Source organism: Hamadaea sp. NPDC050747 (assembly GCF_040654195.1).
GTDB lineage: Bacteria > Actinomycetota > Actinomycetes > Mycobacteriales > Micromonosporaceae > Hamadaea.
The window spans coordinates 400,987-426,493 of the sequence record NZ_JBFAHM010000004.1 but is presented as its reverse complement, the minus strand read 5'-3'; the positions used below and the strand labels follow the sequence as shown (position 1 = coordinate 426,493).

Below are 25,507 nucleotides of genomic sequence, written 5' to 3'. Positions count from 1 at the left end.
GATGCATGCCGACCAGCTCGAAGTCACTCCTGAGACGGTCCGTTCCCTGGTCGGCGACCAGTTTCCGCAGTGGCGGACATTGCCGATCACCCCGGTCGCGTCCTCCGAAGGCACGGTCAACGCGATCTTCCGGATCGGCGACGACCTCGCCGCCCGCTTCCCCCTCGTCCCAGGTGACGTCGCCGAGGTCAGGCAGATCCTGCGCGCCGAGGCCGACGCGTCGGCCGAACTGGCCGGGCGTACGCGTTTCCGCACCCCCGAGCCGGTCGCGCTCGGCGAGCCGGGTGCGGGCTATCCACTGCCCTGGTCGGTGCAGACGTGGTTGGCGGGGACGGTGGCGACCGTGGCCGATCCCGCTGAGTCGGCCGGGTTCGCCGAAGACCTCGCCGAGTTCATCACCGGGGTCCGATCGATCGACACCCGTGGGCGTACGTTCAGCGGTAGCGGCCGGGGTGGCGACCTGAAGAACTCCGACGGCTGGCTCGACTTCTGCTTCGACCGCAGCAAGGGGATCCTCGACGTGCCCCGGCTCCGGGCGATGTGGGCGGAGTTCCGGGAGCTGCCGCGGACGGCGCCCGACACCATGACGCACGGCGACCTGATTCCGGGCAACGTGCTGGTCGCTGACGGCCGCCTCGCCGGCGTCCTCGACGTGGGCGGGCTCGGCGCGGCCGATCCGGCGCTGGACCTGGTCAGCGCGTGGCATCTGCTCGAAGCGGGTCCCCGGCAGGTGCTGCGGGACCGGCTCGGCTGCGACGACCTCGAGTGGGAACGCGGCCGCGCCTGGGCGTTCGCCCAGGCGATGGGCCTACCGTGGTATTACGCCGAGACCAATCCGCCGATGGCGCGCCTGGGTCTGCGTACGCTCGACCGCCTCACCCGCCGGTGAGCCCCCGGCGCTTCAGCTCCGCCATCGCCTCGTCCAGCACGGCCTCGTCGCCGGTGAACCAGCTGCTCTCCCGGGGCCAGTGCGTGAGCACATCGGTGAAGCCGAGCCGCTCGGCCCGTTCGACCGCGTCCACGAAATAGTCCACACTCGACAGCGAGTAGGTGGCCGACCTCGGATCCAGGATGAGAAACCGGGTGGTGCTGACCGGATTGCGATCACTCAGCCGCTCGACCGACGCCCACCAGGCCTCGACGTCCTCGGTCACCTCGCCGCCGGCAACCCACGCGTCGCCGTACTTCTGGGCAAGCTTGATCCCGCGCGGACCCTCGGCTGCGACGACCAGCGGCAGGTCGCTCACCTCGCACCGGGCGTCCACCGCCCGGTAGTACGCCCCGTCGAACGTCACCCGGCCCTCGCGCAGCAGCCGGTTCAGCAGCTCCACGAACTCGGCGAACCGCTCGAACCGTTGCCGCCGGTCGAGATGCGGCAGCCCGAGGACGTCGTTGTCGAACCCGGCCAGCCCGCCCGCGCCCACCCCGATCATCGCGCGCCCGCCGCTGATGTCGTTCAGCGTGCTGATCTCCCGCGCGAAGTGCACCGGATGCCGGAAGTTGGGCGAGGCCACCATCGTGCCGAGCTTGATGCGCCCGGTCACCCCGGCCGCCGCGGTCAACGTGGCGATCGCGTCGAACCACGGCCCGTCCACGAGATCCCGCCAGCCCAGATGGTCGTAGGTCCAGGCATGGTCGAAGCCGACCGCCTCCGCCTTCTCCCACAGCCGCCGGGCCTGCGCCCACGGCCGATCCGGCAGGATCACCACTCCGACTCTCATCCCGTCAGCCTCTCACGTCGTCGGCGGTGGGCCGGAGATCACTTGCAGAGTGCCTCGAGCCTGCGGGCTGCGGCATCCATCGCCGCGGACTCGACCTTCGGCAGGCTGTCGACGTCCTTGGCCGTGGTGACCTTGGCGAACTCGGCCTCGATCTTCGTCAGCTCGTCGGCGATCGTCGTCAGCTCGGTTTTGATCGCGGCATCGCCCGCCGCTGCGGCCGACCTCGACACCGCGGCCCGGTAGTCGCTCACGGCCGCCTTCATCTTGGTGACGACTCCGGCCATCGCCGCCTCGATCTTGGCCTCGTCGGTCTCGCCGAGCACGTCGAAGGCTCCTTCCATGGAGGCCAGCAACTGTTTGGCGACCTCGGCCGACGCGGTCTCGAATTCCAGGCAGCTGGTCTCCCGGGCCACCAGCGACACGGCCGGGCCGGGCGAGACGGCGGAGCTGGGCGAGATCGCCGGGCTGCCCGTCGGGGTGGCGCTGAGGGTGTCAGTGCCCTTGCCGCAGGCGGCCGTCAAGAAAAGCGTGCCGACGGCGGCGGCCATGAGGAGTGCGCGGCGCACTTGTTGCTCCTTTGAGAGGGTGGTAGGTCGAGGAAGCATAAGACAGCCAAGATCAACGGTGGTTCCTCGCTGGGCGTCCCGAACGAAGCCGGCCTGCTCGGCCGACGAGATGCGGCCGAACGGAGGAGGATCTCGGCGCTCTACCTGATTCTTATGTTTCGTCCGTCTAGCGCTGTTGGTCGGTTTAGGCTCCGACGAAGGGCGAAGGGGGACCATCATGACGTCAGTGGATGAATCGCGCGCGGCTGCCAAGGAGGCGACAGCGGTTACAGCCGCGGCGAACGCGGCGGTGCTGGGCGCGTTGCCGTTCCACGATCTGACCGACTTCGAGGACGTGCGGCGGGGGTTGGTCGAGGAGGCCTCGACCGACGCGGTCCCGCGGGCCGACGGTGCGCCCATCCCAGCCTGGAACATGGGCGCGTACGCGTTCGAGGACGCCGACGAGGCGCCGGCGACGGTGAACCCGAGCCTGTGGAGGCAGGCCAAGCTCAACCGGGTGGCCGGATTGTTCGAGGTCACCGAACGCATCTATCAGCTGCGCGGCATGGACATCTCGAACATGACGATCGTCGAGGGCGACACTGGCGTCATCGTCATCGACCCGATGATCTCCACCGAGACCGCGACCAGGGGACTGGACCTCTATCGCAAACACCGGGGCGACAAGCCCGTCGTGGCGGTGATCTACACGCACAGCCACGTCGACCACTACGGCGGCGTACGCGCGATCGTGTCCGACGAGCAGGTCGCCTCCGGCGAGGTCAAGATCTACGCCCCGGAGGGGTTCCTTTATCACGCGGTGTCGGAGAACGTGTTCGCCGGAACCGCGATGAGCCGCCGGTCGCACTTCCAGTACGGCGTCTTCCTGCCCCGCGACGAGCGCGGCCAGGTCGACATCGGCCTGGGCAAGGCGGTCTCCAACGGAACCATCACCCTGATCCCGCCCACCGACCTGATCACCGAGAACGGCACCCGCACGATCGACGGGGTGCAGGTGGAGTTCCAGCTCACGCCGGGCACCGAGGCGCCGGCTGAGATGAACTTCTACTTCCCGCAGATGCGTGCCCTGTGCGCGGCCGAGAACGCCTGCCACACCCTGCACAACATCCTGACCCTGCGCGGCGCGGAGGTACGCGACACGCGCCAGTGGTCCCGCTACCTCGACGAGGCGATCGATCTGTTCGCCGCCCGCTCCGACGTCGTGTTCGCCTCCCACCACTGGCCGACCTGGGGTGCCGAGCGGGTGGCCGAGTTCCTCGCCGACCAGCGGGACATGTACCAGTTCCTGCACGACCAGACGCTTCGCCTGATCAACCACGGCCTGACCCCGATGGAGATCGCCGAGACGTTGACCAAGCTGCCGCCGGACCTGGAGAAGCGCTGGTACCTGCGCGGCTACTACGGCACGATCAGTCACGGTGTACGCGCGATCTACCAGCGCTACCTCGGCTTCTACGATGGCAATCCGGCCCATCTCAACCCGCACCAGCCGGTGGAGGCGGCCAAGCGCTACGTGCTGGCGATCGGCGGGCCCGACAAGGTTCTCGCGGCCGGCCGGGAGGCGTTCGACGCCGGGGACTATCGGTGGACCGCCGAACTGGTCAACCACCTGGTCTTCGCCGACCCGGGCAACAAAGAGGCGATCGCGTTGCAGGCCGACGCGCTCGAACAACTGGGCTACCAGTGCGAGAACGGCACCTGGCGATCGCTGTACCTGATGGGCGCGCACGAGCTGCGCAACGGCGTCTTCCAGGGCGTCGGCCTGACGACGGCCAGCCCGGACATGATCCGCGCGATGAGCCCGGAGCTGTACTTCGACTACCTGGGTATCCGCCTCAACGGCGACAAGGCCGCCCACGTCCGTGAGACCCGGATGAACTGGACTTTCACCGACCTCGACGAGACCTATGCCGTCACCCTGCGCAACGCGACGCTGACCTACCGGCCCGGTAAGAAGCACGAGCACCCCGACGTCAGCCTGACGCTTACCAAGGCGGCGCTGGACGGGATTTCGCTGGGGCAGTCCACGTTCGACAAGGCGATCGCGGACGGCGCCGTCACGGTCGCCGGGGACAAGCAGCGGCTCGTCCAGCTGCTGAGCATGCTCGACGACTTCGACGTCATGTTCGACATCGTCACGCCGTGACGTCGCGGGATCGCCCTAGACCAGGAGCCGGTCGCCGAGCGGCTCCGGATCGCCCACCGACGTCGCGCTAGTGCCCCGGCGGACGAACTCCGCGCCCTGCGGCCACAGCACCGTGTACTGGTCGCCCGTGGCGTCGTCGTAGTGCAGGTACGCGACCTCGGTGAGGTCGATGGCGAACAGGTGGAACCGCCCCGGGATCGCCTGCCAGCCGATCGTCTCGGCGACACTCGCCGCATAGCGTTCCTGGACCGCGTGGTCTTCGACCGGCACGGCGGTGCCGCGGACTTTCACTTCTCCGTCCCCGCCACCGTTGCGGCTGGTGACGATGTTGTGCACGAGGATCCGCGGATCGCGCACGAGGTCCTTGGCCTTCCACGAGCCCCACAGCATCGACAGCCAGAACTGGCCCTCCATGATGTACGGCTCGACCGGGCTGAGCCGGGGCGTGCCGTCGGCCCGGACGGTGCACACCAGCACGACGCCCGGCGTCAGCAGCCTCGCGCGGGTCAGTCCGGCCAGGCGAGGCTGCTCCTTCTCGAACTCCATCCAGCGCATTGCCGCACCGTACCCAGCCACCCCGACAAAAGCCGGTCGTCGCGTCGGTGAACTCAGCCGATCGAGGTGTTGACATCTCCGCGTACGCCGGACACCGTTGGGAGCGTTCCCACTGTCTCCGTTCCCCCAGGAGGAACATCGGTGAAGCGCATCTTCACGGCACTATCGGCGGCCGTTCTGGCCGGCGCGTTCGCCGCCGCCCCGGCGTACGCGCACGACGACGGCACGCGGTTCTACACTCCGCAGCCCGACCCGGCGGCCGTCCAGCAGATCGCCTCGCTCTACGCGCACGGCCAGTGGAGTCTGGCGACGAAGCTGCTGACCATGGTCAGCACCCCGCAGGCGGTGTGGTTCACCGCCGGCGAGGGTCAGGAGGTCACCAAGGCGGTGAAGTCCGAGGTCACCCGGGCGGCGATACAGCGCAAGGTGCCGGTGCTGGTGGCGTACAACATCCCCTTCCGGGACTGCGCCCAGTACTCCGCGGGCGGTGCGACCAGCGTGGCCGAGTACGAGGCCTGGATCGACGCCTTCGCCGCGGGCATCGGCCGCCACGAGGTCGTGGTGGCGCTGGAGCCGGACAGCCTCGGCATCATCCCCTGGTACACGTCGATCAACGGCGCGTCCGAGTGGTGCAAGCCGGCCGAGGCCGACCCGGCGACCGCGGCGAGCGAGCGGTTCGCGATGCTGAACTACGCGGTGGCGAAGCTCAAGGCACTGCCGAACACCAGCGTCTACCTCGACGGTACGCACAGCGGCTGGCTCGGCTCGGGTGACGCCGCCGATCGGCTCGTCAAGGCGGGCGTCCAGCAGGCCGACGGGTTCTTCGTGAACCTGTCGAACTATCAGACGACCGAGCGTCAGCTGAAGTACGGCAATTGGATCGCCAAGTGCGTCTACTTCGGTACGCAGGGACCGGACTGGGCGCGCGGTCACTTCGACTGGTGTGCCAGCCAGTACTATCCGGCGAACCCGGCCGATTTCAGCACGTGGGGTCTGACCGACGCGTGGTACGACCAGAACGTCGGCGCGGTGTCACCGGACGCCCTGCCGCACTTCGTGATCGACACCAGCCGCAACGGGCAGGGGCCGTGGACGCCGCCGGCCGGCAACGGCTGGCCGGACGCGCAGGACTGGTGCAACCCGCCCGGTCGTGGGCTCGGGCTGAAGCCGACGTCGAACACCGGCGACCCGCTGGTGGACGCGTATCTATGGATCAAGACGCCCGGTCAGTCCGACGGGCAGTGCGACCGTGGCACGGGCACCGGCGTCGACCCGGCACGGGGCGGGATCGCCGATCCGGCGGCCGGGGCATGGTTCCCGCAGCAGGCGATCGAACTGGTGCAGTACGCCAATCCGCCGCTGCGGTAACGCTCATGATCAGGGTCATTTCCCCCGTCGCTAGGACGCCAGGGAAATGACCCTGATCATGGAGCAATGCTGGACGACATCCGAACCCTCGTCGAAACCGAGTCCCCGTCCTCCGACGACGCCGCCCTGATGCGCAGCGCCGACGCCGTCGCCGCCCTCGGCACGAAACGGCTCGGTGCGCCGCCGGAACGCGACGGCATCCACCTGATCTGGCGTTTCGGCGGGCCGACACGCGTACTGGTGCTCTGCCACCACGACACCGTGTGGCCGCTGGGCTCGCTCACGACACATCCCTGCATGGTGACCGACGGCGTCCTGCGCGGTCCGGGCTGCTTCGACATGAAGACCGGCCTGGTCATGACGTTCCACGCGATCGCCTCGCTGACCGACCGCAGCGGCGTGACCCTGCTGGTCACCGGCGACGAGGAACTCGGCTCGCCCGGCTCGCGGGCGCTCATCGAGGCCGAGGCGGCCGGGGCGAAGGCCGCGCTCGTGCTGGAGGCGTCCGGCCCCGGCGGCGCGCTCAAGACCGAACGCAAGGGATCGTCGGGCTACTCGCTGCGCGTACACGGCAAGGCGGCGCATTCCGGGCTCGAGCCGGAACTCGGCCACAACGCGGGAATCGAACTGGCGCACCAGATCCTGGCCATCGCGACGCTCGGCGACACCTCGCTGGGCACGACCGTGACGCCCACCCTCATGTCCGCGGGCACCTCCCGCAACACCGTGCCCGCGCTGGCCGAGGTCGCGATCGACGTCCGGGCGACCACGCCGGGCGAACTCTCGCGCGTCGATCTCGCGCTCCGCGCGCTGCGACCCGTCGATCCAGGGATACGCCTGGAGCTGTCGAACCTGTCCCACCGGCCCCCGATGACCGCCGACTCCTCCGCGGCCCTGTTCGCCAAGGCGGCCAAGCTGGCCGCCGACCTGGGCCTGCCCCCGCTGACGAAGACGGCCGTCGGCGGTGGATCGGACGGCAACCTCACCGCCGGGATGGGCGTACCGACGCTGGACGGGCTCGGCGCGGTCGGCGGGGGAGCCCACGCCGACGACGAACACGTTGTGGTGGCGGAGATTCCGGGTCGCACCGCGCTTCTCGCCGCATTGATCGCCGCGGTGATCGCAGAGGGTGAATGACTGCTGACGAGGCGTACAAAACAGGACGCGAGCGGCGAACGCGTTTAAGATCCCGCGCATGCGACACCTCTGGACCCTGATCGCCGCCCTCGTCATCGCCCCGCTGTCCTGGTTCCTGCTCGCCATCGGGCAGTCCACCTCCCTGCGTGTTCTCGACGACGCGAACACCGCCGCCCCGAGCGGCGCCGACGTCCTGCGCCCGCTCGTCTTCCTCCTCGTCGCCGGACTGCTCCTCGGCCTCATCGCGACCCTGCGCATGTCCCCGCTCGGCGCGGTGCTGACCGGCGTCCTGTACGCGGGCAGCTACATCCTGCTGCTGGTCGCCCCGCACGGGGTGGTCGACGCGTTGTCGAAGGACATCTCGTTCGGCGGGCTGCACGCCGATCTGAGCGCGCCGCTGCGTACGGGGACGTCGGCGCTGGTCGGCGCGATGCTGCTGCTGGCCCTCGTGAGCGTCAGCCGGTGGCGTCGCTGGCCCGAGCCGGAGTTGGCCACCGAGTCGTGGTCGTCGTCGACGACGCGTACGCCGTCGCCCTCCACACTGGCCGGTTGGACGTCGTTCCTCCGCGACGATTCGCGTCCGATGTCGAGGAATTGATGACGCCTACCTGACCGTCCGGCCGACCGGGCAACCCGCCTTTCCGGCATTCTGCGTACGCAGCACTCCAGGCGGGTGACCGGTGTCGGGAGTCTGACGCTTCACGTCGCTATTGACTAGTCCATTTCGCGAATAGCATCCCCGGTTATCGTACGGGTCCCCGACTTCAGAGGTGACCCGAAGTCGTTGTGGGGGTGCGGGTTCGTGACCAGGGTAGCCATCATCGGCGCGGGACCCTACGGACTGTCCATCGCGGCGCATCTGCGGTCGCTCGGCGTGCCTCATCGCATCTTCGGCACGCCGATCGACACGTGGCTGCGTCACATGCCCGCGGGTATGTCGTTGAAGTCTGACGGGTTCGCGTCGAGCCTCAGCTCGCCCGAGCCGGGCAGCCGCTTGTCGGCGTACTGCGCCGAGAACGGAATCGCTTACGACGACACGGCGGTCCCGGTCGAGCTCGACGTGTTCACGACCTACGCGGTCGACTTCCAGAAGCGGTTCGTGCCGCAGGTCGAGGACCGTCAGGTCATCGCGCTGGACAAGGGAGCGGAGGGGTTCACGCTCAAGCTGGACGACGGGGAGACGCTCACGGCCGACCTGGTCGTGGCGGCCGTCGGCATCACCCACTTCGCGCGGATGCCGCAGGAGCTGTCCGGCCTGCCGGCGAACCTCGTCTCGCACGCGTCGGACCACCACGACCTGTCCGCCTTCGCCGGTCGTGACGTCACCGTGATCGGCGCCGGCTCGTCCGCCGTCGACATCGCCGCCCTGCTCGCCGAGGCCGGCGCGAACACGTCACTGGTCGCCCGGCGCGACCGGATCAAGTTCGCCTCCGCGCAGCCGCCCGGCGGTCGCAGCCTCTACCAGCGGCTGCGGCACCCGTCCACCGGCATCGGCCCGGGCCTGCGGTCGTGGATCTTCCAGAAGCGGCCGAACCTGTTCCGGTTCCTGCCCGGCGGCCTCCGGGTGAAGATCATCCGCCGTCACCTCGGTCCGTCGTCGGCGTGGTGGATGAAGCCGCGCTTCGAGGCCGGGGTGTCCACGACGCTCAACGCCGTCATCGAGCAGGCCACCGTGGACGGCGGCAAGGCCAGGCTGGTGCTGCGTACGCCGGACGGCCCGATCGAGCGCCGCACCGATCACGTCATCGCGGCGACCGGCTACTGGCCCGACGTCGAGCGGCTGGAGTTCTTCAGCGACAGCCTGCGGTCGGCGATCCGGACACACGAGAAGATGCCGGTGCTGTCCGGCCGATTCGAGAGTTCCGTGCGCGGCCTGTACTTCGTGGGGCCGCCGGCGGCCAACAGCTTCGGGCCGCTCATGCGGTTCATGGTCGGCGCGGAGTACGTCGCGCCCCGGGTGGCGCGGGTCCTCGCCCGTAGAGCCGCGGCGACCAGATGACCTCCACGCTCGCCGCGGACGCGGCAGCCGCCGAAGGCGTACGCCTCGAGCTGCTGAAGCCGGGCGACGACGGGGAGACCCTGTTCCTGATGCCGGGCGTGGAAGGCGACATCACCGAGCTGCTTCCGGCGGTGCAGGCGATGACCGGGCCGCAGCGGGTGTACGGGCTGATGCCGGTGCTGCCGGACGCGATCGGCCTGCCCGCCGCGGCCGCGCAGGTCGTCGAGGCGATCCGGGGGCTGCAGCCGGCCGGGCCGTACCGCGTCGGCGGCTACTCCTTCGGAGCACTGCTCGCCCTCGAGGTCGCCCAGCAGCTACGGGCCGCCGGGGAGGACGTCGGCGCGCTGTTTCTCATCGAGGGCGTCTACGACGAGCGCTTCTGGCCCCGAAAGACGTGGGTACGCGCGCTGCTGCGCCGCACAAGCTGGCAGCTGGGCCGCATCGTGCGCATGCGGCCGCTGGCGGCCCTGGCCGAGATCCGGCTGCGCGGCGTACGCCTGATCCGGCGACTCGCGCGGCGCAGCGCGAAGGCCGCGGACTCGGTACGCGACGTGGCGAGCGCCGAGACGCGTTCGGCTCTTTACGCGTATCAGTCGATGGCGGCCTATCGCCCGCGGACCTATCCCGGCACGTTGACCTTGATCGCCACCTCGCAGGACCGGCATTTCGGCTGCGATGTGGCCGGGCTGTGGGCGGGCCTGGCCGAGCGGCTCGTCGTGCAGCGGGTCGACGGTGACCACCTCGAGGTCGTGCGGGAACCGGCTGCGGCGGCCGCGGTGGCGGGGGTGATCGACCACGCGCTCGCGGCGGCCCGGCCCGGCTGGTCCGGAATACGCCCCCGGCCCGGATTCGAACGGCCGATGATCCTGAGCACGATGCGCTGGTTCGCCGCCGCCCGGCTGGCCCACGCGCTGACCGAGGCGGGCTTCGAGGTGTCGGCGTGCCGGCCTCGCGGGCATGTGCTGGAGGTAATCGACGGCCTGGTCGCCGACTGCAGGCTCAACAGGTTGTGGCGACGCCGGTCGCTGGTGGCCGCGATCCGCCGGGCCCAGCCTGACATCATCCTGCCCGACGACGAGCGGGCGCTGGCGTTGCTGCGGCGGCTGCACGACTCGGTCAAGATGACCGATCCTGCGCTGGCCGCCCTCGTCGGCCGGTCGCTCGGCGACACCGCGCAGTGGACCTCGGTGACCTCGCGGTCCGAGCTGGCCGCGACGGCCAAGTCGTTGGGTGTCACCGCGCCGGAGACGGCGGTCGTGGTGGACCGGCGGCAGCTGGACGACTGGACCGTCCCGTACGCGTTGAAGACCGACGGCAGTTGGGGTGGCCGCGGAGTGGCGTTCGTCCGTACGCCGGACGACGTCCGCAGCGCCTGGCGGTCGGTGGCGCACCCGCCCAGCCTGCCGCGAGCGCTCAAGCGGCTGCTCGTCAACTTCGAGGCGGCTCCGTTCGCCGCCTGGCTCCGCCGCGTACGCCCGGTGGTGAACGCGCAGCGGTTCATCGAAGGCCGTGAAGGCATCGTGACGGCGGCCTGCTTCGAAGGACAGGCGACCGCGGTGGTGTGCCTCGAAGTCGTGGCGGCGACCGAGCCCAGGGGACCCGCGGCGGTCATCCGGGTCATCGACCACCCGCAGCTGGCTTCGGCCGCTCGCGTACTGGTGGAACGGTTCGGGCTGACCGGGTTCTGCGGCTTCGACTTCATGATCACCGAGTCGGGGGAGGCGTACCTGCTGGAGGTCAACGCCCGGGTCACACCGACCTGCCACCTGCTCGTGGAAGGAGCGGCTCCGGTCGGCCGGACGCTGGCGCTGTTCCCGGCCTCCCCACACTCCTCCGACAGTGATGTCGTCGATGTGCCCCGGCGGATTCCGGCGCTCGTGCGGCGGGGGGAGACGCTGGTGGCCCGCGGCCGGCGGCGGTCCGCCCGGCTCGCCCGGCGGCTGCGTATCGCCCGCTGACTTTCGGCGCTGGATCAGGGTTCCCGGTCGAATCATGCCGCATGATTCGACCGGGAACCCTGATCACGTGGGTCAGATCTTGCCGGTGCCCGCGCCCGAGGTGACGATCGACTTCACCGACGAGTTGGCGTCCACCGTGTACGCGTACGGGATCGCCGCGACGCTGGCCCCGTTGCGGGCCGCCGGGGTGCCGGAGTTGACCAGGTAGTTGTTGAGCAACTTGATGTTGCCCGAAGGCGAGCTGCCGGTCTGCGACACCGCCGAGTTCGGCGTGTTCTCGAAGTAGTTGCGCTCCAGGTAGACGCCCGCGTTGCAGGTCGACGCCACCCCGTAGGTGCCCGAGTTGTAGTAGTAGTTGTTGTACACGTGCACCGGGTTGCCGAAGCGCACTCGCGGCCCGCGCTGGTCGCAGTTGCTGAACCAGTTGTGGTGGTAGGTGATCCGCAGGTGCCCGGTGTCCTCCGACGCGTTGTCGTCGCTGTGCCCGACGAGCGAGCACTTGATGTGGTCGTGGAACTTGTTCCAGGACACCGTGATGTAGTCGCCCGCGTGCGTGATGTCCAGCAGCCCGTCGTAGTAGTCGGTGCCGTGGCTGGTGTCGCTCGACAGGTCGTTGTGGTCGATCCACAGCCGGGTCGACTTCTCGACGTGGATGGCGTCGCCGTTGCCGACGCTCGCCGGCACCTTCGCGATGACCAGGTTGCGGATGATGACGTTGCTGACGCTCTTGAGCCTCAGCCCGCAGCCGGTGAGCCCGGAGTTTGAGCCGACCCCGATGATCGTCTTGTTCGACGCCACGGTGATCTCGCTGGAGCAGCTGAACTTGCCGTTCACCTGGATGATCTGCTTGGTGCTCGAACCGGCCGCGCTCGCCAGGGCGGACGCGCTGGTGACGGTGACGGTCGAGCCGCCGCTGCCACCGGTGGTGCCGCCGCCCTGGGTGGCCCAGCCTTCGAGGTTGAAGGTGGCGGCCGAGGCGGGCGCGGCCGAGACGGCGAGACCGGCCGCGACGAGGGCGATCGTCCCGGCCAGCGCCAGGAGCCGTCCGTGGAGTGGGTGGTGCGAGGGAGACGTCATGAATGACCTCCGGTGGGATCTGCGCGCCGTCCGCCAATGCGTGGGCGCGCAGGGGCGGTGTTGGTATTGGAAAGCGCTTTCCTAAGCGAGTACGGTATCGATGTATTTCGAATTTGTCAACGACACGTCGCCTACCCTCGAATGGTGGGGCGTCGATGGGATCTGCTGGCGGCGATCGCCGCCGTGACTTCGGCGGTCATGCTGACCGCGTACGTCGTGATCATGCGCGGCCAGGGTGACGCGCCACTGTGGTGGGTGCTCGCCGCGCTCGGGGTCTCGATGGTGTTGTGTGCGTACGCCGTCGACCGGCGCCGGGCACACCGTCGAGGACTGCTCGGCTTCGCCGGAGTGGTGCTCGTGATCCTCGGTGTGCTCAGTCTGCTGTCGATCGGCTGCCCGATCCTCATCGGCGGAGTCACCGCGCTCATCGCCGCCGCCACCGCCAACGGCAAACCCGCCGAGCCTCGCTGAGACGATCGCGACCGGCCTCGGGCGACCGGCGTACGCTCGGATGATGGCTGGCGACGTAGGCCTGTTCGGCCCGGAGTCGATCACGTGGCGGGTGCACGCCGACCCGATCCTGTTGATCTCCGCGCCCCGGGCGCTGCTGTTGCAGGCGCTGCACCCCCGCGCGATCGCCGGCGTCATGCAGAACTCCGACTTCAAGCACGACCCCTGGGGTCGCCTCCAGCGCACCATCACCTATGTCGCCACGGTCGTCTACGGGACGACCGCCCAGGCCGAGGCGGCCGGTCGGCGGGTCCGCGCGATCCACGCCGCCATGACCGCCGTCGACCCGGAGACCGGTGAGACGTTCCGGGCCGACGACCCCGAACTGCTGCGCTGGGTGCACGTCACCGAGGTCGACTCGTTCGTCACCACCGCCCAGCGGGCCGGCCTGGGGCTCACCGCCGACGAGGTCGACGGCTACTACACCGAGCAGCGCCGGGCGGCGGCGCTCGTCGGGCTGGACCCGGAGGCGGTGCCCGGCACGGCCGCCGACGTGGCCGAGTATTACGCCACGATGCGACCACAGCTGGCGACGACTCCGGGCGCGCTGGAGGTGCTGCGGTTCCTCGTCTCGCCGCCCATGCCGTACGGGCTGGGCCTGACGCCGGTGCGGTTCGCCTGGTGGAGTTTCAGCGCGCTCGGGGTCAGCCTGCTGCCTCGGTGGGCGCGCCGCCTCTACCTGATGCCAGGGCTGCCGACCACCGACTTGTCCGCGACCGCTTCGGCGTACGCCCTGCGGCACGCGATGCGGGTGGTGCCCCGCCGAGTCTTCGAGGGCCCGCTCTACCGCAGTGCGATGGCCCGGGCGGAGCGATCGGTCGCCGTCGCCGGTGCGGCCCGGCCGGGCCAGACGCCGGACGAGGGAACCGGGTGACCGGTGGGGTCGCGTGCGCCCATGTCTTGCGACCCCACCGGAACAGATCAGGCGATGTTCGCCTGCGGACCCGCGTACGTGCGCAACAACGACGGCACGCTGGCCGCCGAGTCGAGCGTGTACGAGTAGAAGCTCGACGGCGTGAACGCCGAGCCGTTGGTCTGGACCTTGCCGGAGCAGTTCACCAGGATGCTGCCGGACTGCTTGAGCTGCGCGGCGGACGTGTCGTTGTAGTACGGGTTCGCCACGTTCTCGAAGTAGCTGTTCTCCAGCACCATCTTGGTCGCGCCCCGGGAGAGGTTCCCGTAGGACGTGATGTTCTGCATGTAGTTGTTGTAAAGGTGCGCGTACGCGACGTTGTCGGTGCTGGGGTTGCGCTGGTTGGTGTCGTGGATCCAGTTGTGGTGGATCGTCATCCGCGCCGTCACGTTGCTCGTCCAGCCGATGCCGAACGCCTTGTTGGTGTTGCTGAGCACGTTCCACGACACCGTCAGGTACGTGGTGTCCAGGCGGCTGTCGATGAGCCCGTCGTTGGTGTCGTGGATCCTGTTGTGGTCGATCCAGATGTGGTCGGCGGTGTCCATCTGGATGCCGTCGTAGTCGAAGTCCTTGTCGTCGGGGTCGTCCGAAGCCATCTTCGTGTCGCCGATGGTCAGGTTTCGGATGATCACATTGCGGGTGCCGGGGTTCAGGTGCAGGCCGCCGTTCTTGATCTGCCCGGAGGTCCCGACGCCGATGATCGTCTTGTTCGACGCGATCGGGATCTCGTAGCCGTACGGGGTGACCGTGATCGTGCCGCTGACCCGGATCACGTACGCCGCACTCGCGGCGGCGTACTTCACCAGGTCGGCCTGGTTGGTGACGGTGACCGTCGTGCCGCCCGCGCCACCGGTCGTGCCCGCGGCGAACCCGTCGGCCGTGTTCGACCACGTACGCCCACCGGCCGTCGGTGAGGCCGTGGCCCCGGTGACGTAGGTGAACGACCACTGCATGCGGGCGATGTCGGAGCAGGGTTCCTGGATGATCGGGTTGCCGCCGGAGGTGGAGCCGTCCTTGTCGGACACGCACAGGCCGGTGGCGACGCTCCTGATGAGGTACTTGCCGCTGGCGGCCGTCGACGCGGTGAACGTCCAGGTCTGGTTCGTGCTCGCGCCGCAGGTCCACTGCCACAACTGGATGCCGCTGGTGGTGTCCGCGTACGGCACGTCGACGCACTTGCCGCTGTTGGTGTTGACCAGTCCGTAGCCGCCGGACTGGCTGACGGCCTTGAACTGCATGTCGGTCGCGGCGGTGTTGCAGGCCAGCTGCTGCAGCAGGGCGCCGTTGCCGGTGCCGGCCGCGACGACGTCGATGCACTTGCCGCTGGCGCCGGAGGCGAGCGTGTAGACGCCACCGTTCACCGGTGCCACCGCCGCCTCCGCCATCGGCACCGTGATCAGCATGATCCCGGCGGCGACCGTGCACACCGCGGCCGCCAGACCGGCGATGAAGCGTTTCTTCAGCATCACGGGCTCCTTCACGAGATCGGGTTCCAGCCGTCGGAACCGGCCAGGTACTTCTGCGGGGTGTAGGTGGCGGCCTGCGAGTCGGACAGCTGCGGGCGGTTGCTGTTGACGGTCGCGCCGGAGCCGGTGTTCTTGTATTCCCGGAACCGGGCGTTCTGCCAGGTGTTGGTGGACATGTTGGTCCAGGGCTGACCGGTGGCGATGGTCGCGCTCAGCGACGACTCCCGATAGAGCACCTGGGCGTCCTGCCGCCACGGCCGGCCGAGCTGGGTCGTGTTGTTGGTCGCGCCGGTGATGGTCGACTTGTAGAACAGGAAGCCGTAGGTCTTCGTCGCCGCCGTGCTCGCGGCGGTGATCGGACCGCCGGTCGAGCGCTTCTCGTAGATGCTGCAGCCGTCGAACACGATCGTGCCGCCGCCGAAGATGAAGTCGACGGTGCCTTCGATGTAGGAGTTCTTCACGTACGCCCGGGTCGCGTCGTTGACCAGGAAGGTGTCCTGGTCGCCGAGCAGGCGTACGTTCGACAGCACCGCGCGGTCGGCGTTGAGGTGCAACGCGACGGCCTGCTGACCCGAGGTGACCGAGCTTTCGTCGAAGTCGTTGGAGATCGTCAGGTTGGTGGCGACGAAGTCGTGCCCGTACGCGAACACGGTCGCGCTGCCGGAGGTACCGTACGCCCCGGCGTAGTGGTTGTTGACGATGACCGTGTTGCCCGCCGACGACCCCAGCCCCTGCAGCGTGATGTAGGGCTTGTTCGCCGGCACGGTCACGATCTCCCGGTAGGTCCCGGCCTTGATCGTGATCACGACCCGGCTGGTGTTGTTCGCCGGAACCGCGTCGACCGCGGCCTGCACCGTGCGGTAGCGGCCGGTGCCGTCGGCCGCGACGGTGGGCGTACCGGCGGTGGCAGTCGGGCCGGAGGTCGTTCCGGTGACGTAGGTGAACGACCACTGCATGCGGGCGATGTCGGAGCAGGGTTCCTGGATGATCGGGTTGCCGCCGGAGGTGGAGCCGTCCTTGTCGGACACGCACAGGCCGGTGGCGACGCTCCTGATGAGGTACTTGCCGCTGGCGGCCGTCGACGCGGTGAACGTCCACGTCTGGTTCGTGCTCGCGCCGCAGGTCCACTGCCACAACTGGATGCCGCTGGTGGTGTCCGCGTACGGCACGTCGACGCACTTGCCGCTGTTGGTGTTGACCAGTCCGTAGCCGCCGGACTGGCTGACGGCCTTGAACTGCATGTCGGTCGCGGCGGTGTTGCAGGCCAGCTGCTGCAGCAGGGCGCCGTTGCCGGTGCCGGCCGCGACGACGTCGATGCACTTGCCGCTGGCGCCGGAGGCGAGCGTGTACACGCCACCGTTCACCGGTGCCACCGCCGCCTCGGCCGCGGGCATCGTGATCAGCATGAATCCGGCGGCCAGTCCGAGGACGGCGGTGGCCAGGGCCACCAGCGGACGGCGGTACCGGGCGGATGGGCGTCCGCCAGGCGATCGTGAGGTGTTCATGGATGGGTCCTCCTGGGACGATCCGTGGAGCGGTGTCGATCAGGAGACGGGCCGGTCCGGGAACCCATAACAATTTTGTCGCCGGTCCGGAGAAAATCGTCACTGGTAGATGTCTTGACAGCGCGACGTGCGGCGCGCCACGATGTCGCCCGTGCTCGCGGACACCACGCAGGTCGTCGCCGCCCGTGACGGAGACCGGCAGGCCCTCGCCGAGTTGCTCACCGGTCATCTGCCGCTGGTCTACAACATCGTCGGCCGCGCCCTCGACGGCCACCCCGACGTCGACGACGTCGTCCAGGAGACGATGCTGCGCGCGGTCCAAGGACTGCACGGACTGCGCGAACCCGAGAGCTTCCGATCCTGGCTCGTCGCGATCGCCGTCCGCCAGATCCGGGAACGCGAACGGTCCCGGCGCACGCCCTACCGCCTCGACGTCTGGCAGGAGGCCGACGACCAGCCCGACCCCGAGGCCGACTTCGTCGACGACGCCATCACCCGAGCCCGCCTCGCCGGGCAGCGCAACGCCGTCCGCGAGGCGACCCGCTGGCTCGATGGCGAGGACCGCCGCATCCTCGCCCTGTGGTGGCAGGAACTGCTCGGCGGGCTCAGCCGGGCCGACATCGCGGCCACCCTCGGCATCACCGTCGCGCACACCGGCGTACGGATCCAGCGCATGCGCGCCCACCTGGACCGCGCGCGCCTCATCCTGGCCGCCTGGCGGGCCATGCCCCGCTGCGCCGGACTGCAGTCGGCCGCCCAGGGCTGGGACGGCCGGGCCGACTCCCGCTGGGTCAAACGGCTGCACCGCCACGTCCGCGACTGCCCACAGTGCATCGTCGCGGGCCGGCTCGCCCCTGACGACGTCGCGCTCGCTCAGATCGGCCTGCTCCCGATCGCCGGCGGCCTCGCCACCGCGATCGCCCAGGCGGCGAGCGGCCCGTTCGCACCGGCGGGGCTGCTCGCCCGCGCCTGGCAGCTGCTGACCGCCAAGCCCGCCGCCACGATCACGGCCGGGGCGACCGCGGCGGCCGCGGTCACGGCCGCGATCGTGCTGCTCCCGTCGCCCACTCCGGAGGATCCGCCCACGGCCAACCCGCCCATCGCCGGTTCCGCCCCGACGGTCTCCACCGCACCGTCGTCGGTTCCGCCCGCACCGACGAGTACGCCGAGCGCCGCGACCGGTCAGATCTACCTGGCACCCGGCGGCGACGACGACGGCGACGGAACCCAGGCCCACCCGTACGCGACCCTGGCCAAAGCGGTCTCCGTCGTGCGCCCCGGTCAGACGATCATCGTCCGGGGCGGCACGTATCGCCCGGCCGAATCCGTCGAGATCGCCACCAACGGAACGGCCCAGAAGCGCATCACCCTGACCAGCGCCGCCGGGGAACACCCCGTCTTCGACGCCACCGCCGTCCCGCACACCGACTGGTTCGTCACCCAGCGGGCCGCGTACTGGACGATCCGGGGACTGGAGATCCGTAACGCGCCGACCCACGCGTACGTGTGCGTGGGCTGCCGCTCGGTCGTCTTCACCGGAGTGTCCTTCCACGACAACAACGGCACCGGGCTGATGCTGCGCGGCGACGGCACCACCGGCAACCAGGTCCTCGACAGCGACTTCTACCGCAACCACGACACCGGCGCGGCCGCCGACGGGCTCGCCTTCAAATACGGCTCCGGCACCGGCAACACCGTCCGCGGCTGCCGGTTCTGGTCCAACGTCGACGACGGCTTCGACCTGCACGAGTTCACCTCCCCGGTGACCGTCGACCGCAGCTGGGCGTACGCCAACGGCCGAGACCTCTGGCACGACGCCACGCAAGCAGTGATCGGATCCGGCAACGGTTTCCGGCTCGGCGGCGGCGATCCGGCCCCGGCCGTGGCCCACGTCGTGACCAACAGCGCCGCCTGGGACAACGCCGGCTACGGGTTCACCGAGAGCGCGAACCGAGGCGGGCTGCGGCTGAGCCACAACACCGCGTACCGCAACGCCAAGGACGGATTCGCGTTCTTCTACTCCGCCGCCCAGTTCTCCCACAATCTCGCCCTGGCCAACAACCGGGACGCCGTGCTGGCCGACGTCGCCGTCGAGGACGCCAACTCGTGGAATCAGTCCGGTTGGACCACCAGCACGCTGCGGCAGAGCGATCCGCGCACGGCGCAGGGACCCCGCCGGGCCGACGGCAAGCTCCCCGCCACGGACTTCCTCACCAACACCCGCGACCCGGCGATCGGCGCGCCCATGAGGACCTCGTGACCGGACTGCGCGTGGCGGCCTGCCAGACGCCGGAACTCCTCGGTGCCGTGGACGCCGCCCTGGCCTGCATCGAAGACTTCGCCCGTCGGGCCGCCGACGCCGATCTGCTGTTGTTCCCCGAGTGCTTCCTGCAGGGCTACCTCGTCGAAGCCGCCCACCTGAACCGGTACGCCGTCGACCTGAGGTCCGCCGAGTTCGCAGCCGTCCAGCGTCGCCTCGCAGCGGTCGAGGTCACCCTGGTCTTCGGCGTCGTCGAGCGCGCCGGCGATCGCCTCTACAACACGGCGGTCGTCCTCGACCGGGGCGAGTTGTCCGGCTACTACCGCAAAACCCATCTGGTGCCGGGCGAGGCGTTGTTCGACCCCGGCGACGCCTACCCGGTCTTCGACCGCCGGGGCGTACGCTTCGGGATCAACATCTGCTTCGACGCCCAGTTCCCCGAAGCCGCCGCCGCAGTCGCCGCCCAAGGCGCGGACCTGCTGCTGTTGCCCGCGCAGAACATGATCCGCCGCGCCAGTGCCGAGAGTTGGCGCGAGCGGCACAACGAGATCCGCACTCGACGCGTACGCGAAACGGGGATGTGGCTCGTCTCCGCCGACGTCACGGGGGAGCGCGGCACCAGTCACATCGGCTACGGCCCGACCTGCGCGATCAACCCCGACGGCGACGTCGTCGCCCAGGTCCCATCGCTGACCATGGGTCACATCACCGTCGAAGTTCCCAGCTCCCGCTGATACCAGGTGCCCGGTTCGCCGCTGAGGTCGGCCGGGTCCGCCGGGCCTACCTCGACGAAGCCGGCCTTGACCAGCACTCGCTGAGAAGCGATGTTGCGATGCGAGGTGGCTGCCCGCAAGGTGCGCAGCCCATGCCGGTCGGCCGCGAGGTCGCAGAGCTCCAGAACGGTCGCCGTGGCCAAGCCCCGCCCGGCGGCCGCCTGCGCGACCCGATAGCCGAGGTCCGCCCCGTGGTCGACGAGGTCCATCAGATTGAACCGGCCCAGCACGGAACCGTCGTCGTCGACGAGCACGTGGAAGGCGGAGATGCCCGCATCCTGCTCCTTCAGCAGGGCCTCGAACCGGTCGGCGAACTCGGCGAAATAGTCATCGCCTCGGTCGGGGACACTGGCCGCGAAGTAGCTGCGGTTGGCCGCTTCGAAGGCGAGCACCGCCGGGGCGTGACGCTGATCAAGACGCTGAAGTTCGGGCACCGCCCGACCCTATCCAGGGCGTACGCCGGGGTCACCCGGTTTACCGCAGCGGATGCGTGAAATGGCCGTTTCGTAACGTACGTACGGCTCGTTTAGTCAGGCGATGAACGCCACGATGGACCCGAAGACGCAGAAAGCCAAGCTGCTCACTATCTTCGTCGCGCTCATGTTGTGCGTACTGCTCGCCGCCCTGGACCAGACGATCGTGGCGACCGCGTTGCCCACCATCGTCGGCGACCTCAACGGGCTCGACCACATCTCGTGGGTGGTGACGGCGTACCTGCTGACCTCGACGGTCACCCTGCCGCTCTACGGCCGCATCGGCGACATCTACGGCCGCAAGCCCGTGGTGATCTTCGCGATCGCGGTGTTCCTCGCCGGATCGGCGCTGTGCGGCTGGTCGCAGACGATGACGCAGCTCATCGCGTACCGGGCGGTGCAGGGCGTGGGCGCGGGCGGGCTGATGGTGCTCGCCCAGGCGATCCTCGCCGACCTCGTCCCGCCCCGGGATCGCGGCCGCTACATGGGCTTCATCGGCGCGGCGTTCGGCGTCGCCTCGGTCGCCGGTCCGCTGCTCGGCGGCTATCTCACCGATCACGCGAGCTGGCGATGGGTGTTCTACATCAATCTGCCGCTCGGGGCGATCGCCCTCGCGATGATCGTCGTCGTGCTCAAGCTGCCCGCACCCACCTCACGCTCGCGGGTGGACTACCTCGGCGCCGCGCTGCTCTCGGCCGCGGTGACCGGCCTGGTCCTCGTCACCTCCTGGGGCGGCAGCGAGTACGCCTGGGGCAGCGCACAGATCCGCTGGCTGATCGCGGCAACCCTCGGATTCACGGTGTTGTGGCTGCTCAGCGCCCGATTCTCGGCACAGCCGATCCTGCCGCTGCGACTGTTCCGGGATCGGACCTTCGCCCTCGCCTCCGTCGCCAGCATCGCCGTGGGCGTGGCGATGTTCGGGTCGATCAGCTATCTGCCGATCTTCATGCAGGTCGTGACGGGCGCGAACGCCACCAACTCCGGCCTGCTCATGTTGCCGCTGGTCGCGGGCATCCTGGTGACCGCCATCGCGTCCGGGCAGCTGATCAGCCGGAACGGGCGGTACAAGGCGTACCCGATCGTGGGCGCGATCCTCACCGGACTCGGCCTCTGGCTGCTGTCCACCCTGGACGAACACAGCACCCGCGCCCTGATCAGTGCGTACATGGTCGTCGTCGGACTGGGCATCGGCCTGATCATGCAGGTGCTCGTGCTCGTCGTGCAGAACTCCGCCGACCGCGCCGACCTCGGCGTCGCCACCTCCGCCGTCACCTTCGTCCGCCAGGTCGGCGGCGCGCTCGGCGTGGCCATCTGCGGTTCGCTGTTCACGACGCGGCTCTACGACGCGATCACCACGGAGCTGCCGGGGGTGCCGATCACCGGCGGCGTGGGCTCGCTGACCCCGGCGCGGCTGGCCGAGCTGCCCGACGCCGTACGCGACGGGATCGCCCGCGCCTTCGCCGATGCACTGCCGCCCATCTTCCTCGCTCTGGTTCCGCTGCTGGTCATCGCGCTGATCTGCGTCAGCGTGCTACCCGCCGTCTCCCTGCGTACGCACGACGCCCCGGTCGTCGAGACCGCCCACCACCTCACCGGCGTGGTCCACAGCTCGGCCGGTACGCCGATCGCCCAGGTCCGGCTCAGTCTGCTGGCCGCCGGTGGGGAACTGCTCGCCACCGCCACGAGCGACGCGACCGGGACCTTCACCGTCGGCGCCCCACGAGCCGGAAACTACGTGCTGGTCGCCGCGGCCGACGGATACCGCCCCGACGCGTCACGGGTACAGGTCGCTGCGACGGCGTATCACGAGATCCTGCTGGCGGGAGCGGCGACGCTGGTCGTGGCGACGCGCGTGCCGGGAGCGGCCGCGAACCTGACCGACGACGCGGGCCGGCAGGTGGCGACGGCGCGAGCGGACGACGCGGGCCGGCTCGTGCTGGAGCGGCTCGAAGCCGGACGCCACACCCTGACCGTGACCGCCGAGGGTTACCTGCCCGCCGCCCTCGCGATCGACCTGACGCCCGGTGACACAGTGGAGCGTGAGCTGCCACTGCGCCGCGCGGCGACCGTGGCCGGGACGGTACGCGGACCGGACGGCAAGCCGCTGAAAGACGCGCTCGTCGTCCTCCTGGACGCGGCCGGGACCGTGCGCGGCAGTACGCACACCGACGCGACCGGCGCCTTCGCGGTCGACGACCTGACCGACGGCGCCTACACCCTCGTGGCCAGCGGCTACGGACCGACCGCCCTCGGCGTGCGCATCGACGGGCCGGGCCGGGTCGACACGCAGATCACGCTCGGCCGCGAAGGCGGACGGCACTCCGACCAGCCGCACGCGGGCTGGCACGCCGTCCACCCGAGCCGCCCGATCCGCGTCTCCCGCTGACCCTCCTCACGTGGCCTGCTTGGGCGCTGGATCAGGGATCTCGGTCGAATCATCGGTCAAGATTCGACCGAGATCCCTGATCCAGCGCCGTCGGTCAGGTCGGGTCGGTCAGGTCGGGTCGGTCAGGCGGGGACGGTGAAGCCGTCGGCGTAGACGCCGGGGCGGACGGGTTTCTCCGCGACCACACAGACGTGTTCACCGGGCCAGAACCAGCCGGCCGACCGCGCGACGTCGGCCCAGACGTCGAGTTCGGCGTCGAGCGCCGGGCCGAAGTCGGTGAGGCCGAGTTGCCGCCACACGTCGTAGTACGCGATCCAGTGCGACTCCTGCTGGCCGAACCAGCAGACCGGACTCGGCTCGCCGAGCGACCGCTTCGCGGGAGCGGCGTACGCCCGGATCAGCTGCCGGAACAGCTCCTCGCGGACGTGCCGGCGCAGGATCTCCACGAACGGGACCCCGAAGTCGAGCGCCCGGTCGACCGAGTGCTCCGGCCAGGGCTCACCCTTCTTGCGTTTGGGCGGCTTGGGATCGAACGCCGGAGCCTCGATCCGATCGTCCATCCGCCACCGCAGCCGGGCCACCACCGTCGCCAGGTCACTGGCCAGCGGCGGATCCGCCTCCGGCGGGGGAGCGGAGACCCAGGCGTACAGGTGGTCCAAGGTCGGCAGCTCGCGTACGAGTGGCTGGGCTTCGCGGGGCGATCGAACCCAGACGAACTCCGGCTGTGGGCGGCCCATCGACGCGTACACCTTGGTGATCGCGACGCGGGCGACGGACCGATCGGCCGGACCCCAGGCGAGACCGAGACGAAGCCATTCGTCACGGATGTCGGCGGCCTGCTTCCAGAAGGCGGCACGAAGGTGCCGCGGCGCGGTCATACCGCGAGGGCGCGCACGCCCTTTCGCATGAGGCGAATCATGGGATCGATCATCGCATGCCCCGGCAAATGCATTTTTGGTCGCGCGCCCTGCCGTGCGTCGAGCCGATCATGGGGTTAGCGTCACGAGGTTATCTGAACTCCCGATGAAGGGAACGTGACGTGACTTCACGATCCTGGCGCTCACCGCGCCGCGTCCTCACCCTGTCGCTGGCGGCGATCGCCCTGGTCGCGGTGGGCGGGCTGGCCTCTGCGGCGACCCCGCAGCCGGCCATCAAGACGATCACCCCGAAGTACGCCGAGCAGATCACCAACATCGACGTCCTCCGGCAGCAGATCCGCAACTACTACGGCGACCCGCTCGGCAGCGGCATCGCCGCGTCCGACGGCAACTACGCCGACGAGGCGCGCAAGGTCGCCTCGGCCGGGCAGCGGTGGCTGGACGCCATGTCGCACAAGCCGGGCGAGCAGAAGGCGATCGTCCTCGACGTCGACGACACCACCCTGCTGACCTGGAACTACGAGGTGTTCAGCAACTGGGCGTACAACCCCACGACCAACGGGCAGTTCGTCACCGAGCAGCGCTTCCCGGCCGTCTTCGGCATGGTCGACCTCGTCCGGCACGCTCAGGAGCAGGGGTACGCGATCTTCTTCCTGACCGGCCGTCCGCTGGCGCAGGAGGCGGCCACCCTGGGCAACCTGACCGCCGACGGAGTGGGCGTTGACGCGGGCTACCCGGCGCCGACGACGCTGGTCAACGGCGAGGACGGGCTGTTCACCAAGCCCCCGGTGGCGCAGTACCCGGACTACCTGAAGGCGGCGTGCGCGGGCGACCCCAACGGTTCGTGCACGACCGTGCACTACAAGTCGGCGACCCGGGCACACATCGAGTCGCTCGGCTACGACATCGTCGCCAACTTCGGCGACCAGTTCAGCGACCTGGAGGGCGGGTACGCCGACCGCACCTTCAAGCTGCCGAACCCGAACTACTTCCTGCCCTGATCCGCTGATCCAGGCGTACGCGGGCGGGCCGGTGTTTCCGGCCCGCCCGTTCGCGCGCTCAATGGGTGGGAGTGCAGATCTCGTAGTAGCCGCCGTTGTACCACTGCATGCACGACTTGACGGCCTGCTGGAAGGAGACCATCGCCGTCCAGCCCTTGGCGCCCTCGTAGATCGGCAGGTTGCGGTACTCGGTGGTGGACGACCCGCGCAGGAAGACCGTCGTCGGGAAGGCGAAGTCGCTGTGCACCTCGAATCGCGTCCACGCGGCGTAGCAGCTCGGGGAGTACCGCAGCTCGATGGTGACGAGATTCTCGGTGATCTTCTCCAGCGTGTAGGCGTCGCTGCCACATCCCAACGTGTTCGGATCGTAGTGATTGCAGTCCGATCCCCAGCAGCTTCCGGCGGCGGCCGCCGGTGTGATCAGGGCCGCCTGCGTGCCGGCGATCGCCAGCACCGCCAGGGCCAGCGCGGCTGCGAAGTGCTTGATCCTCGTCATGGGCGGCGATCCTGCCCGATCGCGACGATGAGAGTCAATGTGACATCGATGGATGGAACCGCGTCGCGACTGTGACGGCGGCCGTGACGCCCGGCTGTCGAGGATGCCGCGACACGGATAACGGCTCCGTAACGCCCAACCGGTCCGCCGCTCGCCGACGACGGCGCCCGTTTGCCCAGGCCCATAGCCTGACGATCACGGTCGATACGCCGCTCCGGTGTACGGGAGACGCCGTTGACAGCGACGTTCATCGCTGCCCAGGATGTGGCCCATCGTCGCGGATGCATATTGCATCGGCGGCGCCGACAACCGAAGACCG

At 69.5% G+C, this 25,507-nt stretch carries 22 protein-coding genes; 13 read left to right on the top strand and 9 right to left on the bottom strand.

Annotated features, from left to right (window positions below; translation table 11 throughout):
* Position 1 precedes the first annotated feature (1 nt).
* Positions 2–889: an aminoglycoside phosphotransferase family protein gene (locus AB0H43_RS11385; RefSeq protein WP_359999333.1), complete on the top strand. Its 888-nt coding sequence runs from the start codon at positions 2–4 to the stop codon at positions 887–889.
* Here AB0H43_RS11385 and AB0H43_RS11380 read toward each other — a convergent pair.
* Positions 876–1,721: an LLM class flavin-dependent oxidoreductase gene (locus AB0H43_RS11380; protein WP_359999157.1), complete on the bottom strand. Its 846-nt coding sequence runs from the start codon at positions 1,719–1,721 to the stop codon at positions 876–878. The genes AB0H43_RS11385 and AB0H43_RS11380 overlap by 14 nt on opposite strands.
* A gap of 38 nt (positions 1,722–1,759) precedes the next feature.
* Entirely contained in the window at positions 1,760–2,287 is a 528-nt protein-coding gene (locus AB0H43_RS11375) for a hypothetical protein (RefSeq protein ID WP_359999156.1), read from the bottom strand.
* A gap of 217 nt (positions 2,288–2,504) precedes the next feature.
* Here AB0H43_RS11375 and AB0H43_RS11370 point away from each other — a divergent pair, with 217 nt between their 5' ends.
* Entirely contained in the window at positions 2,505–4,433 is a 1,929-nt protein-coding gene (locus AB0H43_RS11370) for an alkyl sulfatase dimerization domain-containing protein (RefSeq protein ID WP_359999155.1), read from the top strand.
* A 15-nt stretch (positions 4,434–4,448) separates the two neighbouring features.
* Here AB0H43_RS11370 and AB0H43_RS11365 read toward each other — a convergent pair whose 3' ends face one another.
* Positions 4,449–4,988 carry a pyridoxamine 5'-phosphate oxidase family protein gene (locus AB0H43_RS11365; RefSeq protein ID WP_359999154.1) on the bottom strand — a complete coding sequence of 180 codons (540 nt, stop codon included), beginning with the start codon at positions 4,986–4,988 and terminating at the stop codon, positions 4,449–4,451.
* Between the two features lie 141 nt (positions 4,989–5,129).
* Here AB0H43_RS11365 and AB0H43_RS11360 point away from each other — a divergent pair, with 141 nt between their 5' ends.
* From AB0H43_RS11360 to AB0H43_RS11340, 5 genes are all read left to right on the top strand, one after another.
* Complete coding sequence (locus AB0H43_RS11360) at positions 5,130–6,356, top strand: glycoside hydrolase family 6 protein (protein ID WP_359999153.1); 1,227 nt, start codon at positions 5,130–5,132, stop codon at positions 6,354–6,356.
* A gap of 66 nt (positions 6,357–6,422) precedes the next feature.
* The gene (locus AB0H43_RS11355) at positions 6,423–7,493 is read left to right on the top strand and encodes a M20/M25/M40 family metallo-hydrolase (RefSeq protein ID WP_359999152.1); all 1,071 of its coding nucleotides are present in this window, start codon (positions 6,423–6,425) and stop codon (positions 7,491–7,493) included.
* Positions 7,494–7,551: 58 nt separating this feature from the next.
* Entirely contained in the window at positions 7,552–8,091 is a 540-nt protein-coding gene (locus AB0H43_RS11350) for a hypothetical protein (RefSeq protein WP_359999151.1), read from the top strand.
* A gap of 204 nt (positions 8,092–8,295) precedes the next feature.
* Positions 8,296–9,492, top strand: coding sequence for an NAD(P)/FAD-dependent oxidoreductase (locus tag AB0H43_RS11345; RefSeq protein ID WP_359999150.1), 1,197 nt, complete (start codon positions 8,296–8,298; stop codon positions 9,490–9,492).
* Positions 9,489–11,450 carry a thioesterase domain-containing protein gene (locus tag AB0H43_RS11340; RefSeq protein WP_359999149.1) on the top strand — a complete coding sequence of 654 codons (1,962 nt, stop codon included), beginning with the start codon at positions 9,489–9,491 and terminating at the stop codon, positions 11,448–11,450. Before AB0H43_RS11345 ends, AB0H43_RS11340 begins: the two co-directional genes overlap by 4 nt.
* A gap of 72 nt (positions 11,451–11,522) precedes the next feature.
* Here the strand turns inward: AB0H43_RS11340 and AB0H43_RS11335 are convergent, their stop codons facing one another.
* A complete protein-coding gene (locus tag AB0H43_RS11335; protein ID WP_359999148.1) occupies positions 11,523–12,527 on the bottom strand; it encodes a right-handed parallel beta-helix repeat-containing protein in 1,005 nt (334 codons plus the stop codon).
* Positions 12,528–12,671: 144 nt separating this feature from the next.
* Here AB0H43_RS11335 and AB0H43_RS11330 point away from each other — a divergent pair, with 144 nt between their 5' ends.
* Together AB0H43_RS11330 and AB0H43_RS11325 are read left to right on the top strand one after the other, a co-directional pair.
* Positions 12,672–12,998 carry a hypothetical protein gene (locus AB0H43_RS11330; protein ID WP_359999147.1) on the top strand — a complete coding sequence of 109 codons (327 nt, stop codon included), beginning with the start codon at positions 12,672–12,674 and terminating at the stop codon, positions 12,996–12,998.
* A gap of 43 nt (positions 12,999–13,041) precedes the next feature.
* Positions 13,042–13,911, top strand: coding sequence for an oxygenase MpaB family protein (locus tag AB0H43_RS11325; RefSeq protein WP_359999146.1), 870 nt, complete (start codon positions 13,042–13,044; stop codon positions 13,909–13,911).
* Positions 13,912–13,958: 47 nt separating this feature from the next.
* On the opposite strand, the gene AB0H43_RS11320 is transcribed toward AB0H43_RS11325, so the two are convergent.
* Together AB0H43_RS11320 and AB0H43_RS11315 are read right to left on the bottom strand one after the other, a co-directional pair.
* On the bottom strand, positions 13,959–15,416 hold the full coding sequence (locus AB0H43_RS11320) for an RICIN domain-containing protein (protein ID WP_359999145.1): 1,458 nt from the start codon (positions 15,414–15,416) through the stop codon (positions 13,959–13,961).
* An 11-nt stretch (positions 15,417–15,427) separates the two neighbouring features.
* Positions 15,428–16,921, bottom strand: coding sequence for a pectinesterase family protein (locus AB0H43_RS11315; protein WP_359999144.1), 1,494 nt, complete (start codon positions 16,919–16,921; stop codon positions 15,428–15,430).
* 151 nt (positions 16,922–17,072) lie between these two features.
* Between AB0H43_RS11315 and AB0H43_RS11310 the strand changes: the two genes are divergently transcribed.
* Together AB0H43_RS11310 and AB0H43_RS11305 are read left to right on the top strand one after the other, a co-directional pair.
* On the top strand, positions 17,073–19,181 hold the full coding sequence (locus tag AB0H43_RS11310; protein WP_359999143.1) for a sigma-70 family RNA polymerase sigma factor: 2,109 nt from the start codon (positions 17,073–17,075) through the stop codon (positions 19,179–19,181).
* The gene (locus AB0H43_RS11305; protein ID WP_359999142.1) at positions 19,178–19,915 is read left to right on the top strand and encodes a carbon-nitrogen hydrolase family protein; all 738 of its coding nucleotides are present in this window, start codon (positions 19,178–19,180) and stop codon (positions 19,913–19,915) included. Before AB0H43_RS11310 ends, AB0H43_RS11305 begins: the two co-directional genes overlap by 4 nt.
* On the opposite strand, the gene AB0H43_RS11300 is transcribed toward AB0H43_RS11305, so the two are convergent.
* Entirely contained in the window at positions 19,882–20,388 is a 507-nt protein-coding gene (locus tag AB0H43_RS11300) for a GNAT family N-acetyltransferase (RefSeq protein WP_359999141.1), read from the bottom strand. The two genes, AB0H43_RS11305 and AB0H43_RS11300, sit on opposite strands and share 34 nt — an antisense overlap.
* Positions 20,389–20,491: 103 nt before the next feature.
* On the opposite strand from AB0H43_RS11300, the gene AB0H43_RS11295 reads away from it, so the two are divergent.
* Positions 20,492–22,813, top strand: coding sequence for an MFS transporter (locus tag AB0H43_RS11295; protein ID WP_359999140.1), 2,322 nt, complete (start codon positions 20,492–20,494; stop codon positions 22,811–22,813).
* A gap of 122 nt (positions 22,814–22,935) precedes the next feature.
* Here the strand turns inward: AB0H43_RS11295 and AB0H43_RS11290 are convergent, their stop codons facing one another.
* Positions 22,936–23,691, bottom strand: a complete 756-nt coding sequence (locus AB0H43_RS11290; RefSeq protein WP_359999139.1) for a hypothetical protein — start codon at positions 23,689–23,691, stop codon at positions 22,936–22,938.
* Positions 23,692–23,852: 161 nt separating this feature from the next.
* On the opposite strand from AB0H43_RS11290, the gene AB0H43_RS11285 reads away from it, so the two are divergent.
* A complete protein-coding gene (locus AB0H43_RS11285) occupies positions 23,853–24,692 on the top strand; it encodes an HAD family acid phosphatase (RefSeq protein ID WP_359999138.1) in 840 nt (279 codons plus the stop codon).
* A 58-nt stretch (positions 24,693–24,750) separates the two neighbouring features.
* Here the strand turns inward: AB0H43_RS11285 and AB0H43_RS11280 are convergent, their stop codons facing one another.
* Positions 24,751–25,188 (bottom strand): DUF2690 domain-containing protein, encoded by a 438-nt coding sequence (locus AB0H43_RS11280; protein WP_359999137.1) that lies wholly within the window; start codon positions 25,186–25,188, stop codon positions 24,751–24,753.
* Between the last annotated feature and the right edge of the window lie 319 nt (positions 25,189–25,507).

Excerpts from the sequence above, each read along its gene's own strand:
- AB0H43_RS11385 (WP_359999333.1), top strand. The coding sequence starts at position 2 with ATGCATGCCGACCAGCTCGAAGTCACTCCTGAGACGGTCCGTTCCCTG.
- AB0H43_RS11380 (WP_359999157.1), bottom strand. The coding sequence starts at position 1,721 with ATGAGAGTCGGAGTGGTGATCCTGCCGGATCGGCCGTGGGCGCAGGCC.
- AB0H43_RS11370 (WP_359999155.1), top strand. The coding sequence starts at position 2,505 with ATGACGTCAGTGGATGAATCGCGCGCGGCTGCCAAGGAGGCGACAGCG.
- AB0H43_RS11365 (WP_359999154.1), bottom strand. The coding sequence starts at position 4,988 with ATGCGCTGGATGGAGTTCGAGAAGGAGCAGCCTCGCCTGGCCGGACTG.
- AB0H43_RS11355 (WP_359999152.1), top strand. The coding sequence starts at position 6,423 with ATGCTGGACGACATCCGAACCCTCGTCGAAACCGAGTCCCCGTCCTCC.
- AB0H43_RS11350 (WP_359999151.1), top strand. The coding sequence starts at position 7,552 with ATGCGACACCTCTGGACCCTGATCGCCGCCCTCGTCATCGCCCCGCTG.
- AB0H43_RS11340 (WP_359999149.1), top strand. The coding sequence starts at position 9,489 with ATGACCTCCACGCTCGCCGCGGACGCGGCAGCCGCCGAAGGCGTACGC.
- AB0H43_RS11335 (WP_359999148.1), bottom strand. The coding sequence starts at position 12,527 with ATGACGTCTCCCTCGCACCACCCACTCCACGGACGGCTCCTGGCGCTG.
- AB0H43_RS11325 (WP_359999146.1), top strand. The coding sequence starts at position 13,042 with ATGGCTGGCGACGTAGGCCTGTTCGGCCCGGAGTCGATCACGTGGCGG.
- AB0H43_RS11320 (WP_359999145.1), bottom strand. The coding sequence starts at position 15,416 with ATGCTGAAGAAACGCTTCATCGCCGGTCTGGCGGCCGCGGTGTGCACG.
- AB0H43_RS11315 (WP_359999144.1), bottom strand. The coding sequence starts at position 16,921 with ATGAACACCTCACGATCGCCTGGCGGACGCCCATCCGCCCGGTACCGC.
- AB0H43_RS11295 (WP_359999140.1), top strand. The coding sequence starts at position 20,492 with ATGAACGCCACGATGGACCCGAAGACGCAGAAAGCCAAGCTGCTCACT.
- AB0H43_RS11290 (WP_359999139.1), bottom strand. The coding sequence starts at position 23,691 with ATGACCGCGCCGCGGCACCTTCGTGCCGCCTTCTGGAAGCAGGCCGCC.
- AB0H43_RS11280 (WP_359999137.1), bottom strand. The coding sequence starts at position 25,188 with ATGACGAGGATCAAGCACTTCGCAGCCGCGCTGGCCCTGGCGGTGCTG.